Source organism: uncultured Massilia sp. (assembly GCF_913773735.1).
Taxonomy (GTDB): Bacteria; Pseudomonadota; Gammaproteobacteria; order Burkholderiales; family Burkholderiaceae_D; genus Telluria.
Window position 1 is genome coordinate 100,480 of record NZ_CAJYEB010000042.1, and the last position, 17,643, is coordinate 118,122.

Here is a 17,643-nt window from a genome sequence, read left to right on the forward strand (position 1 = left end):
GCCGGCGCACGTGACGCCGGCCGTCGTTGCATGCCGCGGTAGCGGCGGGGCCGGTCGATCACCAGATCGTGACGCGGTCTTCCGGCTTCAGGTACATCTTGTCGCCTTCCTTCACGCCGAACGCCTCGTAGAACGCGGCCTGGTTGCGCAGCGTGCCGTTGGCGCGGAACTGGCCCGGCGAGTGCGGGTCGGTCTTGACCTGCTGGATCTGCGCGGCCTCGCGCATCTTCGAGCGCCACACCTGGCCGAAGCCCATGAAGAAGCGCTGGTCGCCGGTGAGGCCGTCGATCACCGGGGCCGGCTGGCCGTGCAGCGAGATCTTGTAGGCCTTGTACGCGATCGCCAGGCCCGAGTTGTCGCCGATGTTCTCGCCCAGCGTCAGCGCGCCGTTGACGTGGTAGCCCGGGACCGGCTCGAAGGCGTCGTACTGCTTGACCAGCATGTCGGTCTTGGCCTTGAAGCGCGCCTGGTCCTGGTCGGTCCACCAGTTGCGCAGGTTGCCCTGGCCGTCGGACTGGCTGCCCTTGTCGTCGAAGCCGTGGCCGATCTCGTGGCCGATCACGGCGCCGATCGCGCCGTAGTTGGCGGCGTCGTCGGCCTGCGCGTTGAAGAACGGCGGCTGCAGGATCGCGGCCGGGAACACGATCTCGTTCATGCGCGAGTTGTAGTAGGCGTTCACGGTCTGCGGCGTCATGCCCCATTCCTCGCGGTCGATCGGCTTGCCCAGCTTGTTGACGTTGCGCTCGTGGGCGAAGATGGCGGCGCGCTGGACGTTGCCGACCAGGTCGTCCTTCTTGATCGCCAGGCGCGTGTAGTCGCGCCACTTGCTCGGGTAGCCGATCTTCGGATTGAAGGTGGCCAGCTTGGCCTGCGCTTCCTTCTTGGTCTCCGGGCTCATCCAGTCGAGGCCGTCGATCGATTCCTTGTAGGCGGCCAGCACGTTCTTGACCAGCTCTTCCATGCGCGCCTTGCGCTCCGGCGGGAAGTACTGCGCCACGTATTCGCGGCCCAGCGCCTCGCCCAGCGCGCCTTCGACGACCGACACGCCGATCTTCCAGCGCGGACGGTTCTCGGTGGCGCCGGTCAGCGTCCTGCCGTAGAAGTCGAAGTTCTCGTCGACGAAGGCCTTCGACAGGTAGGGCGCGTATTCGCGCAGCAGCTGCCACTCGAAGTAGGCCTTGACGGTGGCCAGGTCGGTCCGCTCCAGCACCGCGTTCAGGCCGGTCAGGTAGCTCGGCTGGCCGACGATCACGTAGTCGGCCTTGTTGCCCACGCCGGCGCCGGCCAGCGCGGCCTTCCAGTCGTAGCCCGGGGTCAGCGCGACCAGTTCGGCCACGCTCATCTTGTTGTAGCTCTTGTTCGGGTCGCGCAGTTCGACGCGGGTCCACTGCACCTTGGCCAGCTCGGTCTCGAAGGCGACGATCGCCTTCGCCCTGGCGGCGGCGTCCTTGTCGCCGGCCAGGCCCAGGATGCTGGCGACGTGCTTTTCGTAGGCCGCGCGGATGTCGGCCATCTTCTTGTCGTCCAGCTTCAGGTAGTAGTCGCGGTCCGGCATGCCCAGGCCGCCCTGGCGGATGTAGGTCGCGTACTTCGTCGACGCCTTGGCGTCCTGCGCCACGCCGATGCCGTACGGGGTCGCCACGCCGATGCGCGACAGGTGCGCCACCAGCGCCGGCACGCCCTTCTTGTCCTTCAGCGTGCGGATGCGCTGCAGTTCGCCCGCCAGCGGACGCGTGCCCAGCGCTTCCAGCGTCTTCTCGTCCATGAAGCTGGCGTACAGGTCGCCGATCTTCTGCTGGTCGGTGCCGACCTTGTGCGCCGCCTTCTGGTCGGCTTCGATGATGCCGCGCAGCTGCGGGGTCGTGTCCTCGCGCAGCTTGATGAAGGTGCCCCAGCTGGAACGGTCGGCCGGGATCTCGGCGGTCTCGAGCCACTTCCCGTTCAGGTACTTGAAGAAGTCGTCCTGCACGCGCACGCTCGGATCGATGTACTGCATGTCGATGCCCGACGTCAGCCTGGTGGCTGCCGGCGCGGCATTGTCCGCGGCGCCCGCGGGTGCGAAGGCGGCCATCAGGGACAGGGTCAGGGTGCTCAGAAGGTATCGTTTCACAAGGAAGTCCTCAGTCGTGCGGGAAAAGAACGGCTCTTGGCCGTCGGCAAATGTAACACAACGGTCATCGTTCCCGGATGGCGGAAACGCGCGTGTTGTCTGGCAGACACTACGAGCTCATGCGTAGTGTTCGCGGGGAGGGGGATGCGGGAGCGGCGTCGCGCTGCGCCGGCGCGACGGAAATCGGCGTACTCATGGGCGGATCGTTGTCATCGATTGCGCGGCGGCGCCCGGAAAAGCGGGGTGCTTGGCCGCGTGGATAAAACGATTCTAGCGGGGAAGAATAGTCGGATTACAAAAAAAGAGGCTTTTTTACTTTTCGATACATCATGCATATGTCATGCATGGTGCATGGCATCGCACCGCGCGCGCACGGCGCCGGGTCAGCCGCCGATATGCAGCGAGCCGCCACCCATGCCGCCGCCCGGACCGCCCATGCCGCCGCCCGGTCCGCCCATGCCACCGCGGCCGTGGCCGCCGCCGGGACGTCCACCCCGGTCGCCGCCACGTTCGCCGCCGCCCGGCCGGCCCTCCGGCACCACGCGCATCAGTTGCTCGCCCAGCAAGGCCGCGACCTGGACGCGCTGCTTGTCGTCGAGCGCGTCGTTCACGCCCAGCCACGCGGCGCGCAGCTCCCTGTCCTCGTCCGCTTCCAGCGCCAGCTCGGCCGCGATGGCCTTGTCCAGCTCGCGCAACTCGACGTCGGGCCTGGCCAGCAGCGCCTTCGCCTGCTCCTGGAGGGCGTCGCGGCGGCGCTGGCGTTCGCGCAGCACGGCGCGCGAGCGGCCCTCGACCTGGTTCCACAGCGTCTGCTGGTTGGCGTTCAGGTTCAGCGACTTCCTGAATTCGGACGCCATCGGCAACAGGTCCTCGACGCGCAGGTCCAGCAGCGGCACGGCGAACGACGGGACGGCCGCGCCGACGGCGAGCGCGAACAGGATGGCACGGACGGACCGGGTTGGCGACATGACAGGCTCCTGGACAAAAAAATGCCCACGGGGGTACCGTGGGCAAAGACCACTTCAAGAGTGGAGAGAGAGAGAAAAACTGAGAACGACTATATGCCTCGCCCGCCACCCTGTCCGGTCACTTTACAAATACTTACCTGCCGTTCGCGTGGGGATACACGGATTTACAGGAACGCGGAAGTCGTATTGACGTTCGCGGCGGTGGCGCGCACCGGCACGTCCAGCGTCCACGTGGTGCCCTCGCCGACGCGCGTGGCCAGGTCGAGCCGGGCCTGGATCCGGGCGGCGCGCTCGCGCATGCCGGCCAGGCCCCAGTGGCCGGGGCGGCCGCCGTTGGCCGCGACGTCCGCCGGGATGCCGCAACCGTCGTCGGCCACCGTCAGCGTCAGGCCGCGCGGCGCGTAGCGCAGCGTCACGGTCACCGCGCGCGCCTGCGCGTGCGCGAACGCATTGCGCACGGCCTCGCGCGCGATCTCGCGCACCTCGGCGGCGACTTCCGCGTCCAGCGCGACGGGCGTGCCCACGGTCACAACGTCGAAGCGCACCCCGCCGTCGCGCAGCGCGGCCGCGCCGTCGTCGGCCAGCAGTTGCGCCAGGCCGGCCGGCGCCGTGCGCTCGCCGCGCAAGCCGGCCACGCGGTCGCGCCCCTCGCCGATCACGGCGCCGGCCTGTTCCAGCGCCTCCTCGAGCGGCCGGCGCTCGTCCTCGCGCAGGCGCTGTACGGCGGCGCCCAGCTTCATGACGAGTCCCTGCACCGATTGCAGCAGGGTGTCGTGCAGTTCGCGCGCGATGCGCTCGCGCTCCGCCAGGCGCGCATCCATCTGCGCCGCCAGCCGGCGCGCCATGCGGCGCAGGCGCAGGCGGTGCAGCAGCCACAGCACGCCCAGCGCGGCGGCGACGCACAGGCCGCGGAACCAGGACGTCTGGACCAGGCTGGGCGCGATCTCGAAGGAGAGCGAGGCGCCCTCCTCGTTCCAGATGCCGTCGTCGTTCGCGGCGATCACGCGGAAGCGGTAGCGGCCCGGCGCCAGGTTCGTGTAGTGCGCCGAACGGCCGGTGGCGTCCTGCCAGTCGCGGTCGACGCCGTCGAGCCGGTAGCGGAACGCCATGCGTTCGGGCGCCCGGTAGCCGAGCGCCGTGAACTCCAGCGCCAGCGCATCCGTGCGCGGCGCCAGCCGCAGGCCGTCGTGCGCCGGATAGGCACGCTCGCCGCTGCGCAGCGCGGTGATGAAGACCGGGGGCACGCGCGGATTCTTCGCCAGCGCGGCCGGGTCGAATGCGAACACGCCGCTGGTGGTCGAGAACCACAGCATGCCGTCGGCGGTCCGGATCGCCGACGGCAGGGGAATGATCGGGGCGGCGTTGCCGAACAGGCCGTCGCGGTAGTCGAGCCGGTCGAAGCGCACGCGGTAGGCGGGATCGGCCAGCGCCCGGCGCAGCTCGGCCGGGGCGATGGCCGACAGGCCGGCGCCGCCGTTCAGCCACAGGGTGCCGTCGCGCGCGAACACCAGGCCGCTGGTGCCCGCGAACGGTTCGCCACCGCGCCCCGCCACCGGCACGAAGCGCTGGCCGTCGAACCAGGCCAGGCCGTTCTCGCCGCCGACCCAGGCGCCCTGGGCGGCCGGCAGGATCGCCAGCACCGTCCCGACGTGCAGGCCGTCCTGCCGGCCGAAACGCCGCACGGTCCCCTTGTCCAGCAGGCGCAGTTCGTCGTCGGTGGAACCGAGCCACATGCGTCCAGCGGCGTCGGCGGCCATCGCGATGGTGGCGAACGACGCCAGTTCCGGCACGCCGCCGCCGCGCGCGCTCCAGCGCCCGTCGCGCAGCACCCAGGTGCCGCGCCGCCCGAGCGCGACCCACAGCGCGCCGCCGGCATCGCTGGCCAGCGACAGCACCGGCGTCGCCAGCGGATCGTCCAGGCCGGGCGGCATCGGCACCGCCTCGCGCCTGCCGTCGCGGACCTTCCACAGCCCGCCCAGGCCGCCGCTCCACAAGGTCCCGTCCGGCGCCGCGTGCAGCGCCGTGGTGGAATCGGTGTACGACGCGGGCGGCGCGAACGGTGCCGGCGCCGCGTCCGGGCGCGCCAGGAACGCGCGGTCGACCCAGGCCCCGCCAGCCGCGGCCGGGGCCAGCGGGCGGGCTTCGCCCAGGTAGCGCGGCAGGTCGATCGGGCGCAGCCGGTAGGCGCGGAAACGGTCCAGGCCATTGTCCGTGCCGACCCAGACATTCTGCTCGCGGTCCTCGAACACGATGTGCGGATGTGGGCCGGAGAGCCCGTGTTCGGCATCGGTGCGCTGCCGGTATCCGGTGTCCGGCGCCGACCGGTCGAAGCGCGTCACGCCGGCGATGCCGGTCTTCCACGCATTGCCGGCGCGGTCGAACAGGAAGACGTTCATCGTGTCGTCGACGTTCCACGCGTTCGGATCGGTGCCCGGCACGCCCTGCACGAGGTGCAGGCCGGCCTGCATCAGGTCCGACGCCCAGATGCTGCCGTCCGGGTGTTCGGCCAGGCTGCCGGCGCCGGCGACCTGCAGCCTGGGCGCGAAGCGCGCGCCGTGCCGCGCCAGCGCGAACACCGTCTGCGCGGTGCGGATCCAGAACACGCCGCGGCTATCGAGCAACATGGCGGTGACGGTCGCGGACGGCGCGGCGAGCCCGGCATCCGGTGCGCGCCACGTCCCGTCCGGCGCCAGCACGCGCAAGCCGCGGCTGCTGGCGATCCAGATGCGGCCGGCGCCGTCCTGGCCCGCGGTGAACACGGTGCCGGGCGGCATGGCGTGCTCGCCGGGACGGAAATGGCGCATGGCGCCGTCGCGCATGAGGCTGATGCCGCCGAACTTGTAGCTCACCCACAAGGTACCGTCGGCCAGCAGGCCCAGGTCCTGGATGTTCGAGGACAGCGGCGCGAGCGCCCCTTCGGCGCGCTGGAAACGCACGCCGTCGAAGCGGAACAGGCCGGCCGTGCTGCCGATCCACAGCCAGCCGTCCGGCGTCTGGCGGATGCCGTAGATGCCGGTCGGCGCGCCGTCGCCGGCGGTCCAGCTGGCGTGCTGCATGGCGATGACGGGCGCGGGCGTGGGCGGCTCGGCCGGGATGGCGGCCACGGCCGGGACGGCAACGACGCCCAGGCCGAGGGCGAGCAGGAGCGTGGAGAGCGGGCGTGGTCGGGGCATGGGAGGCTGGCGCGTCGGCAGAAACTTCCCATGTTACCTGAACAGGATTACCTAGAAAACATGGTAATCCGGCATTTCCCCCCCTGGGCCAGGCGCTCAGGACAGGTATGCGGCGTTTTCCCCGCGCGCCTGGCGGTACCACTGCGCGAAGGATGCGAGGCCCGTCGCCAGCGAGGTGGTGGGCTTGTAGCCGACCCAGTCCTGCAGCTTGGACGTGTCCGCGTGCGTGGCCGGCACGTCGCCCGGCTGCATCGGCTGGAAGTCGAGTTCGGCCTTCACCTGGAATGCGTCTTCCAGCGTGCGGATGAAGTCCAGCACCTGCACCGGCTGGTTGTTGCCGATGTTGAAGATCGAATGCGGCGGCTTGCCTGCGTGGACCGACGGCTTGAACAGCAGGCGCACCACGCCTTCGACGATGTCGTCGATGTAGGTGAAGTCGCGGTACAGCTTGCCTTCGGCGAAGACCGGGATCTTCTCGCCGGCCAGCATCTTGCGCGCGAAGCTGAAATACGCCATGTCCGGCCGGCCCCAGGGTCCGTAGACCGTGAAGAAGCGCAGCCCCGTGATCGGCATGCCGTACAGGTGGCTGTAGGTATGGGCCATCAGCTCGTTGGACTTCTTGGTCGCCGCGTACAGCGACACCGGCTCGTCGGTGGCGTCGGTCTCGCGGAACGGCGTGCTGGCGCTGGCGCCGTAGACGCTGCTGCTGCTGGCGTACAGCAGGTGCTGCACGCCCTGCGCGCGGCAGGCTTCCAGCAGGTGGCCGAAGGCGACCACGTTGGCCTGCACGTAGACGGCCGGGTTCTTCAGCGAATAGCGCACGCCGGCCTGGGCCGCCAGGTGCACGACCAGCGTCGGCCGGACCCGCGCGAACAGCGCGTTCACCTGGTCCACGTCGCTCAGCTCGACGTGCGCGCAATCCACGCCCGCCGGGTCCAGCAGGGCCGCCACGCGGTGCCGCTTGAGCGCCGGGTCGTAGTAGTCGTTGAAATTGTCGCAGCCGGCCACCCGGTAACCCATGGCGGCCAGGCGCACCGCCACCGCGCTGCCGACGAAGCCGGCGGCGCCGGTGACGAGGACCGTCCCTGTCGTCTCGCTCATCGCGCGGCGTTCCCGGAACGGCGGCCGATGCCTTCGTAGGCCAGGCCGGCGGCGGCGAACGCTTCCGGATCGTAGATGTTGCGGCCGTCGAACACGGCCTTCATCTTCAGCTGCCGGGCCAGGAACGGCAGGTCCGGCGCGCGGAATTCCTTCCATTCGGTGACCAGCACCAGCACGTCGGCGCCCTCGACCGCGGCGCGCGCCGAGTCGACGATGCGCAGCTGGGCGTTGCACGTCTGCTCGCCGTGCGCGGCCAGCAGCACGCGCTGCGCTTCCGTGCTCGCCACCGGATCGTAGGCGACGACGTTGGCGCCGGCCGCGAACAGCGCCTCGATCAGCACGCGGCTGGGCGCCTCGCGCATGTCGTCGGTGTTCGGCTTGAACGACAGGCCCCACAGCGCGATGGTCTTGCCGCGCAGCGCCTCGCGCGTGCCGAAGAAGCGCACCAGTTTGCGGAACAGCACGTCCTTCTGGGCGTCGTTGACCTTCTCGGTGGCCGTCAGCAGGTGCAGCTGGTGCGCGTGGTCGGACGCGGTCTTGATCAGCGCCTTGACGTCCTTCGGGAAGCACGAGCCGCCGTAGCCCATGCCGGCGTACAGGAAGTCGGGGCCGATGCGCGGGTCCATGCCGATGCCCAGGCGCACCGCCTCGATGTCGGCGCCCAGCAGTTCGGACAGGTTGGCCAGTTCGTTCATGAAGCTGATGCGCGTGGCCAGCATCGCGTTGGCCGCGTACTTCGTCAGTTCCGCGCTGCGGATGTCCATTTCCACGAACTTCTCGTGGTTGCGGCTGAACGGCGCGTACAGCTGGCGCATCTGCTTGCCGGCGTCGGCGTCGTCGCTGCCGACCACGATGCGGTCCGGCTTCATGAAGTCCTCGATCGCCGCGCCTTCCTTGAGGAATTCGGGATTGCTGACGACGTGGAAGGCCACGTCGACGCCGCGCTTGGCGATCTCGTCCGCGATGGCGGCCTTGACCTTCTCGGCGGTGCCGACCGGCACGGTGGACTTGTCGACGATGATGGCCGGGCGTGCCAGGCGCTGGCCGATGCTGCGCGCGGCCGACAGGATGTGGGTCAGGTCGGCGCTGCCGTCCTCGTCCGGCGGCGTGCCGACGGCCAGGAAGATGATGTCGGCATGCTCGACGGCGTCGTCGTAGTCCGACGAGAACAGCAGGCGGCCGGCGGCGGCGTTGCGCTGGACCATGGCGTCCAGGCCCGGTTCGTGGATCGGGATGATCCCGTCCTTCAGCATGGCGATCTTGCGGGTATCGACGTCCAGGCACAGCACGGTGTTGCCGACGTCGGCGAAGCAGGCGCCGGACACCAGTCCGACATAGCCAGTCCCGATAACGGAAATTTTCATAATCTTTACTTTTGGATAGTGAGCCAGATGGCCTGCGGCCCTCGCGGGCTGGCGCCGGGCGCAGCGAAGCGGAGTTAACAACTAGACAAAATCTATCATACATTTCCGGCGCGCACGGTTACGATTGGGACATTTGTGTTGTACACAACGGCCCTGTCGCGCGCGCTTCCTGCAGCGCGACAAACAATTTCGTTCTGGCACATAATGGGGCCGAACCCGTATCGTCCAGACCCATGAAGCTCCTCACATTCAGCTCCCTTTTCCCGAACACGGTCAAGCCCAGCCACGGCATCTTCGTCGAAACCCGGTTGCGCTACCTGCTGGCCAGCGGCAAGGCGGAGTCGAAGGTCGTCGCGCCTGTGCCCTGGTTCCCGTCGCAGCATCCGCGCTTCGGCGACTACGCCGCCTTTTCGAAGGTGCCGCGCCACGAGGAACGCTACGGCATTGCGGTCAGCCATCCGCGCTACCTGGTGATCCCCAAGATCGGCATGACGGCGGCGCCGTGGCTGATGGCGCAGGCGTGCAAGCGCGAGATCGGACGCATCCTCGACGAAGGCTACGACTTCGACGCCATCGACGCCCATTATTTCTATCCGGACGGCGTCGCGGCCGTCATGCTCGGCAAGTATTTCAACAAGCCGGTCGTGATCACCGCGCGCGGCACCGACATCAACCTGATCCCGCAGTATGCGCTGCCGCGCCGGCAATTGATGTGGGCGGCGCACAACGCCGCCGGCATGGTCACCGTCTGCAATGCGCTGCGCGAGGAGATGATGGGCCTGGGCATTCCCGGCGACCGCATCGTCGCGCTGCGCAACGGCGTCGACCTGCAGCGCTTCCAGCCGATGGACCGCCAGGCCGCGCGCGCCAGCCTCGGCATCGACGGCTTCACGGTCGTCTCGGTCGGCGTGCTGGACCCGCGCAAGGCGCACGACCTGACCATCGGCGCGCTGGCGCTGATGCCGGACGTGAAACTCCTGATCGCCGGCATCGGCCCGGAACGCAAGCGCCTCGAGGCGCAGGCCGAGCGCCTGGGCGTGGCCGACCGCGTGACCTTCCTCGGCGCCGTGGCGCAGACCGAACTGAAGCACTATTACAATGCCGCCGACGCGATGATCCTGGCGTCCAGCCGCGAAGGCTGGGCCAACGTCCTGCTCGAATCGATGGCCTGCGGCACCCCGGTGGTGGCCAGCAACGTCTGGGGCACGCCGGAAGTGGTGGCCGCGCCCGAGGCCGGCGTGCTGATGCGCGAGCGGACGTCGCCGGGCATTGCCGAGGCGCTGGGACGGCTGCGCGCCAACTACCCGGACCATGCGGCCACGCGCCGCTATGCCGAAGGCTTCAGCTGGGACGCCACCACCGAGGGCCAGCTGCAGTTGTTCGGACGCATCATCGAAGGCGGCAGGCGCCTGCCGCTGCAGCAGCGCGCGGTGGCCTGAGGCGCACTGCGGGCGCGGGCGCGTTATACTGGACCGTGGCGCGTTCCGCGCCGCGTTCAACGACACCCGACAGCACATGCGTCCCACCTTCAAGAACGCCGGCCTGGTCACCCTCGGCGTGATCCTCGGCGTCGCCGTCACCATGCAATTCTCGGCGCTGGCCCACAAGCCGGTCGCCGACGGCATGCCGATCGACAGCCTGCGCCGCCTGGCCGACGCCTGGCACCTGATCCGCGCCGACTACGTCGAGCCGGTCGAGGAGCGCAAGCTGCTGCCCCAGGCGATCGCCGGCATGGTGGCCGCGCTCGACCCGCATTCGGCCTACCTCGACCGCGCCGCCTACCGCGAGCTGCGCGAGGGCACCGAGGGCAAGTTCGTCGGCCTGGGCATCGAGATCGGCCAGAGCGACGAGGGCTACATCCGCGTCAACGCCCCGATCGAGGGGTCGCCGGCCGAGCGCGCCGGCATCCTGGCGGGCGACCTGATCGCGCGCATCGACGGCGCCGCGGTGAAGGACATGGACCTCGACGACGCCATCAAGCGCATGCGCGGCGAACCGAAGACGAAGGTCGTGCTGTCGATCGTGCGCAAGGGCGTGGCCGCGCCGATCGAGATGACCATCGAGCGCGACGAGATCGTGCAGAAGAGCGTCAAGGGAAGCATCGTCGCGCCCGGCTACGCCTGGGTACGCATCGCGCAGTTCCAGGAACCCACGGTCGCCGACCTGGCGCGCAAGCTGGCCGACCTGGCGCGCGCCGAGCCGGCCCTGAAGGGCCTGGTGCTCGACCTGCGCAACGACCCGGGCGGCCTGCTGCAGGGCGCGATCGGCGTCTCCGCGGCCTTCCTGCCGAAGGACGCCGAGGTGGTCTCGACCAACGGCCAGCTCGCGGATTCGAAGGCGCGCTTCTACGCCAGTCCCGACTACTACATGCTGGGCCGCGGCAGCGACCCGCTGGCCCAGGTGCCGGCGCTGTTCAAGACCATCCCGATGGTGGTGCTGGTGAATACCGGCTCGGCCTCGGCCTCGGAAATCGTCGCCGGCGCCCTGCAGGACCACCGCCGCGCGGCCATCGTCGGCAGCCCGACCTTCGGCAAGGGCTCGGTGCAGACGATCCGCCCGCTGCCCGGCGACACCGCCGTCAAGCTGACCACGGCGCGCTACTACACGCCAGGCGGGCGCTCGATCCAGGCGCGCGGCATCCTGCCCGACGTCCCGGTCGACGAGAATGCCGAGGACGACGGCCTGAACGCGCTGCGCATGCGCGAAGCCGACCTGCAGCGCCACCTGGCCAACGACCGCGACGCCGAGGACGCCACCGGCCACGGCGACCTGCAGGAGCAGATGCGCATCCTGGCGCTGGAACGCACCCGCAAGCCGCTCGAATTCGGCAGCGCCGACGACTTCCAGCTGGGCCAGGCGCTGCGCCACCTGCAGGGCTTGCCGGTACAGTTGTCGAAGCGCAACACCCCCGCCATCCCGCTCGCCAGGAGCGCGCCTTGACCGTCGCACAACGCCCGTCGCGACGGGCGGCGTTCGATTAGCACATCCGTTCGATTTTCCGGCCGCGGCGGTTCCCACTGCGGGTACGTTTGTGTAGAATCGGCGGATTCTTCGGGAGTTTCCTCCCATTATCATCCAGGAAAGTTCATTCATGAAACCTGTCGTCATCAGCGGCACCGGCCTGTACACGCCCCAGCAATCGATCTCCAACGACGAGCTGGTGACGGCGTTCAATGCCTACGTCGAGCTGTTCAACGCCGACAACGCCGGGAAGATCGCGGCCGGCGAGGTCGCCGCGCTGGAACCGTCCAGCAGCGGCTTCATCGAAAAGGCATCGGGCATCAAGTCGCGCTACGTGATGGAAAAGGCCGGCATCCTCGATCCGACCCGCATGACCCCGCGCATCAAGGAGCGCGGCGACGAGGAACTGTCGCTGCAGGCCGAAATGTGCGTGGCCGCCGCGCGCGAGGCCTTGGCCCGCGCCGGCCGCACCCCGGCCGACATCGACATGGTGCTGGTCGCCGCCAGCAACATGCAGCGCGCCTACCCGGCCATGGCCGTCGAGGTGCAGGACGCGCTGGGCATCGAGGGCTTCGGCTTCGACATGAACGTGGCCTGCTCCTCGGCCACCTTCGCGATCCAGACCGCGGCCGCCGCCGTCCAGACTGGCCAGGCGCGCGCCGTGCTGGTGCTGGATCCGGAAATCACCAGCGCCCACCTGAACTTCCGCGACCGCGACAGCCACTTCATCTTCGGCGACGCCTGCACGGCGATGGTCATCGAGGCGGCGGAGACGGCGACCAGCGCGCACCAGTTCGACATCCTCGACTCGAAGCTGAAGACGAGTTTCTCGAACAACATCCGCAACAACTTCGGCTTCATGAACCGCTTCGACGAGGACGGCATCGGCCAGCCCGACAAGCTGTTCCGCCAGCAGGGCCGCAAGGTGTTCAAGGAAGTCTGCCCGATGGCGGCCGAGATGATCCGCACGACGGTGGAACACGCCGGCCTGCAGGTCGGGGACATCGCCCGCTTCTGGCTGCACCAGGCCAACCTGAACATGAACCACCTGATCGTGCGCACGCTGCTGGGTCGCGACGCCACGCCGGAAGAAGCGCCGGTGATCCTGGACACCTATGCCAACACCTCGTCGGCCGGTTCCATCATCGCCTTCCACAAGTACCAGGACGACCTGCCCAGCGGCAGCAACGGCGTGATCTGCTCGTTCGGCGCCGGCTACTCGATCGGCTGCGTGGTCGTGCGCAAGCGCTGATTGCTTCCCATTGGAACTACCTGAAATCAACATTCGTTGGAGAAAGAAGGTAGTTCCAGTCCTACAACGGTGCGCTCCCTGTTCCTCTGGAATACGGGCTTCCCGGCGCGCATGATCCTTCTGTCAGCGCATCACGCGCAGCCCTTGAGGAGGATCAACATGTCGAAACAAAAAGGCCCGGACAGCAATCGCTCACGCAGCATCGGCAAGGAAAAGACCATGACCGTCGCCGAGGGCAGCCAGCAACCGCGCGCGCCGGGCTGGGTAGCGCCGGGCAGCGCCAACGTGCAGTCGGCGAACATCGAACAACTGGGCGCGGCGCTGCGCGCGCGCGGCACGCTGCAGGGCGGCATCGACGACAGCCTGAACGTCCAGCGCAGCAGCGCGCGCCAGAGCGGCCAGCGCCTGCAAGCGCGCGGCGAGGAAGACCGCCTGAACGCGTCGCGCCAGTCGGGCTACGGCGGCGCGGAGCAACGCCAGGCGAGCGGTGCGGCGGCGCATGCCGATGCGGGCCGCCAGAAGCCGTCCGACGCCGGCAGCCGTCCGGGCAAGAAGGGCGGACGCGGACGATAGGTCCGGCCCGCGCTTGCGCCGCCACGCGGCGGCGCAGCGATGGCACGCCGCTATTTCCGCTGCCTTTCCCCTCTGCCAGTCCCCTCTGCCAGTCCCCTCTGCCATTCCTCACGCTTTCCCGCCGGCCTCCCGCAACCGCCTGCCGTCGCGTCCCGGCGGCGCGCCGAACATGCGCCGGTACTCGCGGCTGAACTGCGACGGGCTGTCGTAGCCCACCGCGAACCCGACCGCCCCCACGTCGCCCTCCCCCGCCACCAGCCGCGCGCGCGCGAGCTGCAGCCGGATCTGCTTCTGGTACTGGACCGGGGTCATCGACGTGATCGCCCGGAAATGACGGTGGAACGACGTCACGCTCATGCCGACGCCGGCCGCCAGCGCCTCGACCCGCAACGTTTCGGCATGGTGGCGGCGGATGTGGCGGATCGCCTTGCCGACCTGCGCCATGCGGCTGTTGGCCAGCCCGATCTGGCGGATCGTGGCGCCTTGCGCGCCGTTGAGCAGGCGCCACAGCAATTCGCGCTCGAACGCCTCGCCCAGCACGGGCAGGTCGTCCGGCGTATCCAGCAGCGCCAGCAGGCGCAGCACGGCCGCCATCACGGCGGCGTCCGCGTCCGCGGCCACGATCGCCCGGTCCGTAACGGCCGGCGCCAGCGGGCGGCTGGCGTCCAGCAGCAGCGCGGCGATGCGTTCCGCGTCCAGCGCCAGGCGCAACCCCAGGAAGGGCCGGTCGGCGCTGGCCTCGACGATGCCGGCCTCGACGGGCAGGTCCACCGGCAATACCAGGCACTGCCCCGGGCCGCAATCGAACAGCGCCGCCCCCAGGGCGGTGCGCGCCCGGCCCTGCACGACCAGCGTGAACGTCGGCTCGCACACGTGCAGTTCGGCCGGCAGCGGCGCACTGGCCGCCATCAGCGCGACCCGCGGCAATCCAGGCACGGCCGCGCTCGGCGCATGGGCATGACGCAGCAGCAGGCTGCGCAGGCGATCGAGGGTGGTCTCTTCCACGGTAGTCATCCGGCAATGCTAAGTGCACGATCCTAGCAGGCCTGGCAGGATCGTGCATTCTTCTGGCAGTTCCGCTCTCATGGCCGGCGCTCGGCCGGTGCTGTAATGGAGCCTTCATCGACCTCACCACGGAATCCCCATGCCGACACCGACGCGTCCGCGTGCCCTGCCCGTCCTGCTCTGGCTCGCCCAGTCCTTCATCGCCATCTCCTTCGCCTGGGCCGCCTGGATGAAGCTGACGCAACCCATCGCGCAGCTGGCGGCGATGTGGCCCTGGACCGGCGAGCTGCCGGCGCCGGCCGTGCGGCTGCTGGGCCTCGTCGACCTGGCCGGCGCCGTCGGGATCGTGCTGCCGGCGCTCACCGGCATCCGGCCCGGCCTGACGGTGCCGGCGGCCCATGGCTGCATGGCGCTGCAGGCCTGCGCGCTGCTGTTCCATGCGTCGCGCGGCGAATGGTCGGTGCTGCCCGTCAACCTGGTCTTCTTCGCGGTGGCCGCCTTCGTTGCGCGGCAATGGCGCGGCCGGCCGGCCAGCGCGTAGTCACAAGCGCGCCGCCAGTTCCGCCCCTTCGCGGATCGCGCGCTTGGCGTCCAGCTCCGCCGCCAGCGCGGCCCCGCCGATCTTGTGGAAGCGCGGCCCGCCCCTGGCGCCGTCCGGGGGCATCAGGTCCGCCAGGCTTTCCTGCCCGGCGCAGATCACGACGTTGTCCACGTCCAGCAGCTGGTTGTGGCCGCCGACCACGATGTGCAGGCCGGCATCGTCGATGCGTTCGTACTGCACGCCCGCCATCATCGTCACGCCGTTGCGCGCCAGCGTGGCGCGGTGCACCCAGCCGGTGGTCTTGCCCAGGCCGGCGCCGGGCCGGGTGGTCTTGCGCTGCAGCAGCCAGATGCGGCGCACCGGTGCCGGCGCGCGCGGCGGCGCCAGGCCGCCCGGCGTGGCGACCCGCGGGTCGACGCCCCATTCTTCCATCCAGTCGTCCACCGGCACGGGCAGCGGCGCCTGCGGGTCGTGCAGCAGGAACTCGGCCGTGTCGAAGCCGATGCCGCCGGCGCCCACGATCGCCACGCGGGGCCCTACCTGCGCGCCGCCGCGCAGCACGTCCAGGTAGGACAATACTTTCGGATGCGCGATGCCCGCGATGCGCGGATGGCGCACGGTCACGCCGGTGGCGACGATCACGTCGTCGTAGCCGCCCGCCAGCAGGTCCTCTCGCGTCGCGCGCGTCCCCAGGCGGACGTCGACACCGGACAGTTCCAGCTCGCGCCCGAAGTAGCGGATGGTCTCGGCGAATTCTTCCTTGCCGGGGATGCGCATGGCCACGTTGAACTGGCCGCCGATGCGGTCCGCCGCGTCGAACAGGGTCACCGCGTGGCCACGCCGGGCCGCCACCGTGGCCGCCGACAGCCCGGCCGGGCCGGCGCCGACCACGGCGATGCGGCGCCTCGCGGCGGTCGGGCGATACACCAGCGTCGTCTCGTGGCAGGCGCGCGGATTGACGAGGCAGGAGGCGCGCCGGTTGGCGAACGTGTGGTCCAGGCAGGCCTGGTTGCAGGCGATGCAGGTATTGATGCGGTCGGCATGGCCGGCGGCGGCCTTGGCCACCCAGTCCGGATCGGCCAGGAAGGGCCGCGCCATCGACACCAGGTCGGCCTGGCCCTGCGCCAGCAGGCGCTCGGCGTCCACCGGCATGTTGATGCGGTTCGAGGCCACCACCGGGATGCCCACCGCCTGCTTCAGGCGCGCCGCCACCGACGCGAAGACGGCGCGCGGCACCGAGGTGACGATGGTCGGGATGCGCGCCTCGTGCCAGCCGTAGCCGGTGTTCAGGATGGTGGCGCCGGCCGCTTCCAGCGCGCGGGCGCTTTCCACGATCTCGTCCCAGGTGTTGCCGCCCTCGACCAGGTCGAGCACGGAATGGCGGTGCATGATGATGAAGTCGCGCCCGACGGCGGCGCGGATGCGGCGCACGATCTCCACGGCCAGGCGCATGCGGTTGCCGATGGCGCCGCCCCAGCGGTCGGTGCGGCGGTTGGTGCGCGCGCACAGGAACTGGTTGATCAGGTAGCCTTCGCTGCCCATCACCTCGACGCCGTCGTAGCCGGCGCGCCGGGCCAGGCGCGCGCAACGCACGTAGGCGGCGATGGTCTGCTCGATGCCGCGCTCGTCCAGCGCCTTCGGCTTGAACGGCGAGATCGGCGACTTCAGGGCGGAGGCCGACACGACCAGGGGCTGGTAGCCGTAGCGTCCGGCGTGCAGGATCTGCAGCAGGATCTTGCCGCCCTCCGCGTGCACGGCGCGCGTCACGCGGCGGTGGTTGAGCACGTCGCCGGCGACGTTGAGCGTGCCGCCGAAGGGCAGCAGCCAGCCCTGGCGGTTCGGCGAGATGCCGCCGGTGACGATCAGGCCGACGCCGCCGCGCGCCCGTTCGCGGTAGAACGCGGCCAGCTTGCCGTAATGGTAGAAACGGTCTTCGAGCCCGGTATGCATCGAGCCCATGATCACGCGGTTCTTCAGCGTGGTGAAGCCGAGGTCGAGCGGCGCGAGCAGGTGCGGATAAGGCGTGGTGTCGGGCATCGGTGAAGGCGAAGAAAAAACAATCCCGGCATTACACCGGGATTCGCTGGAGCCGTGCCTCTAAACGGCGTTACACCGGGTAGCTCTCGGGCGAACGCAGCTCGGCGAACTGCTCGATGCTGCCGATGCGCACCACGACCGGGTTCAGGCTGGCCTGCGGCGACATCGAGCGCCAGGCGAACTTCCACACCTTTTCGCGCGCCTGCGCGATGGGCGCCGAGAAGGCCTGGCCCAGGCGCGAGCGGATGCCGTATTCGACCGGGCCGTCGATGCCGGCCCAGTTGGGCAGCGTGCGCTGCACGGCGCGGTGCAGGCGCTCGCCGAACTCCTCGCTGTTGTGGATGACCAGGCAGCTGTCGGCCGGGCCGAGCATGTCGAACAGGTCGCGGTCCCAGGCGCTGGAAAAGGTCAGGATCAGGAAGCCGCCGGACGGCGTCAGGCGGAACTGGCCGGCGGTCAGCGCCTGTTCCAGGTCGGTGCGCATGCCATAGCGGTGCAGGGTCGGAGGACGTTGGTAGTCTTGCATGATGGTCTCGATTCGGTGTCGGTAGGTGGGTC

General features: G+C 69.7%; 13 protein-coding genes. 5 read left to right on the forward strand and 8 right to left on the reverse strand.

Annotated features, from left to right (window positions below):
* Nucleotides 1–58: 58 nt before the first annotated feature.
* The 5 genes from QZ749_RS22200 to QZ749_RS22220 all read right to left on the reverse strand — a co-directional run bounded on the left by QZ749_RS22200 (nt 59) and on the right by QZ749_RS22220 (nt 8,716).
* Entirely contained in the window at nt 59–2,071 is a 2,013-nt protein-coding gene (locus tag QZ749_RS22200) for a M13 family metallopeptidase (RefSeq protein WP_373896851.1), read from the reverse strand.
* Between the two features lie 422 nt (nt 2,072–2,493).
* On the reverse strand, nt 2,494–3,078 hold the full coding sequence (locus QZ749_RS22205) for a hypothetical protein (RefSeq protein ID WP_296951595.1): 585 nt from the start codon (nt 3,076–3,078) through the stop codon (nt 2,494–2,496).
* 164 nt (nt 3,079–3,242) lie between these two features.
* The gene (locus QZ749_RS22210) at nt 3,243–6,251 is read right to left on the reverse strand and encodes a sensor histidine kinase (protein ID WP_296951598.1); all 3,009 of its coding nucleotides are present in this window, start codon (nt 6,249–6,251) and stop codon (nt 3,243–3,245) included.
* A 96-nt stretch (nt 6,252–6,347) separates the two neighbouring features.
* On the reverse strand, nt 6,348–7,352 hold the full coding sequence (locus tag QZ749_RS22215) for an NAD-dependent epimerase/dehydratase family protein (RefSeq protein ID WP_296951601.1): 1,005 nt from the start codon (nt 7,350–7,352) through the stop codon (nt 6,348–6,350).
* On the reverse strand, nt 7,349–8,716 hold the full coding sequence (locus tag QZ749_RS22220) for a UDP-glucose/GDP-mannose dehydrogenase family protein (protein ID WP_296951604.1): 1,368 nt from the start codon (nt 8,714–8,716) through the stop codon (nt 7,349–7,351). The genes QZ749_RS22215 and QZ749_RS22220 overlap by 4 nt, the downstream gene beginning before the upstream one ends.
* A 233-nt stretch (nt 8,717–8,949) precedes the next feature.
* Between QZ749_RS22220 and QZ749_RS22225 the strand changes: the two genes are divergently transcribed.
* The 4 genes from QZ749_RS22225 to QZ749_RS22240 all read left to right on the forward strand — a co-directional run bounded on the left by QZ749_RS22225 (nt 8,950) and on the right by QZ749_RS22240 (nt 13,502).
* A complete protein-coding gene (locus QZ749_RS22225; protein WP_296951607.1) occupies nt 8,950–10,155 on the forward strand; it encodes a glycosyltransferase family 4 protein in 1,206 nt (401 codons plus the stop codon).
* A gap of 76 nt (nt 10,156–10,231) precedes the next feature.
* Nucleotides 10,232–11,656 (forward strand): S41 family peptidase, encoded by a 1,425-nt coding sequence (locus tag QZ749_RS22230; protein WP_296951611.1) that lies wholly within the window; start codon nt 10,232–10,234, stop codon nt 11,654–11,656.
* A 151-nt stretch (nt 11,657–11,807) separates the two neighbouring features.
* Nucleotides 11,808–12,929: a beta-ketoacyl-ACP synthase III gene (locus QZ749_RS22235; protein ID WP_296951614.1), complete on the forward strand. Its 1,122-nt coding sequence runs from the start codon at nt 11,808–11,810 to the stop codon at nt 12,927–12,929.
* A gap of 159 nt (nt 12,930–13,088) precedes the next feature.
* Nucleotides 13,089–13,502 (forward strand): hypothetical protein, encoded by a 414-nt coding sequence (locus tag QZ749_RS22240; RefSeq protein ID WP_296951616.1) that lies wholly within the window; start codon nt 13,089–13,091, stop codon nt 13,500–13,502.
* A 108-nt stretch (nt 13,503–13,610) separates the two neighbouring features.
* Here the strand turns inward: QZ749_RS22240 and QZ749_RS22245 are convergent, their stop codons facing one another.
* A complete protein-coding gene (locus tag QZ749_RS22245) occupies nt 13,611–14,516 on the reverse strand; it encodes an AraC family transcriptional regulator (RefSeq protein ID WP_296951619.1) in 906 nt (301 codons plus the stop codon).
* 130 nt (nt 14,517–14,646) lie between these two features.
* Here QZ749_RS22245 and QZ749_RS22250 point away from each other — a divergent pair, with 130 nt between their 5' ends.
* A complete protein-coding gene (locus QZ749_RS22250; RefSeq protein WP_296951622.1) occupies nt 14,647–15,048 on the forward strand; it encodes a DoxX family protein in 402 nt (133 codons plus the stop codon).
* On the opposite strand, the gene QZ749_RS22255 is transcribed toward QZ749_RS22250, so the two are convergent.
* Both QZ749_RS22255 and QZ749_RS22260 read right to left on the reverse strand, forming a co-directional pair.
* Nucleotides 15,049–17,085 (reverse strand): NADPH-dependent 2,4-dienoyl-CoA reductase, encoded by a 2,037-nt coding sequence (locus QZ749_RS22255; RefSeq protein WP_296951623.1) that lies wholly within the window; start codon nt 17,083–17,085, stop codon nt 15,049–15,051.
* 70 nt (nt 17,086–17,155) lie between these two features.
* Nucleotides 17,156–17,611: a hypothetical protein gene (locus QZ749_RS22260; RefSeq protein WP_296951624.1), complete on the reverse strand. Its 456-nt coding sequence runs from the start codon at nt 17,609–17,611 to the stop codon at nt 17,156–17,158.
* Nucleotides 17,612–17,643: the final 32 nt, after the last annotated feature.

Bases quoted from the DNA above. Each gene is read 5' to 3' on its own strand.
- QZ749_RS22220 (WP_296951604.1), bottom strand. From the start codon at position 8,716: ATGAAAATTTCCGTTATCGGGACTGGCTATGTCGGACTGGTGTCCGGC.
- QZ749_RS22255 (WP_296951623.1), bottom strand. From the start codon at position 17,085: ATGCCCGACACCACGCCTTATCCGCACCTGCTCGCGCCGCTCGACCTC.
- QZ749_RS22200 (WP_373896851.1), bottom strand. From the start codon at position 2,071: ATGGCCGCCTTCGCACCCGCGGGCGCCGCGGACAATGCCGCGCCGGCA.
- QZ749_RS22260 (WP_296951624.1), bottom strand. From the start codon at position 17,611: ATGCAAGACTACCAACGTCCTCCGACCCTGCACCGCTATGGCATGCGC.
- QZ749_RS22250 (WP_296951622.1), top strand. From the start codon at position 14,647: ATGCCGACACCGACGCGTCCGCGTGCCCTGCCCGTCCTGCTCTGGCTC.
- QZ749_RS22215 (WP_296951601.1), bottom strand. From the start codon at position 7,352: ATGAGCGAGACGACAGGGACGGTCCTCGTCACCGGCGCCGCCGGCTTC.
- QZ749_RS22230 (WP_296951611.1), top strand. From the start codon at position 10,232: ATGCGTCCCACCTTCAAGAACGCCGGCCTGGTCACCCTCGGCGTGATC.
- QZ749_RS22210 (WP_296951598.1), bottom strand. From the start codon at position 6,251: ATGCCCCGACCACGCCCGCTCTCCACGCTCCTGCTCGCCCTCGGCCTG.
- QZ749_RS22240 (WP_296951616.1), top strand. From the start codon at position 13,089: ATGTCGAAACAAAAAGGCCCGGACAGCAATCGCTCACGCAGCATCGGC.
- QZ749_RS22225 (WP_296951607.1), top strand. From the start codon at position 8,950: ATGAAGCTCCTCACATTCAGCTCCCTTTTCCCGAACACGGTCAAGCCC.
- QZ749_RS22235 (WP_296951614.1), top strand. From the start codon at position 11,808: ATGAAACCTGTCGTCATCAGCGGCACCGGCCTGTACACGCCCCAGCAA.
- QZ749_RS22245 (WP_296951619.1), bottom strand. From the start codon at position 14,516: ATGACTACCGTGGAAGAGACCACCCTCGATCGCCTGCGCAGCCTGCTG.
- QZ749_RS22205 (WP_296951595.1), bottom strand. From the start codon at position 3,078: ATGTCGCCAACCCGGTCCGTCCGTGCCATCCTGTTCGCGCTCGCCGTC.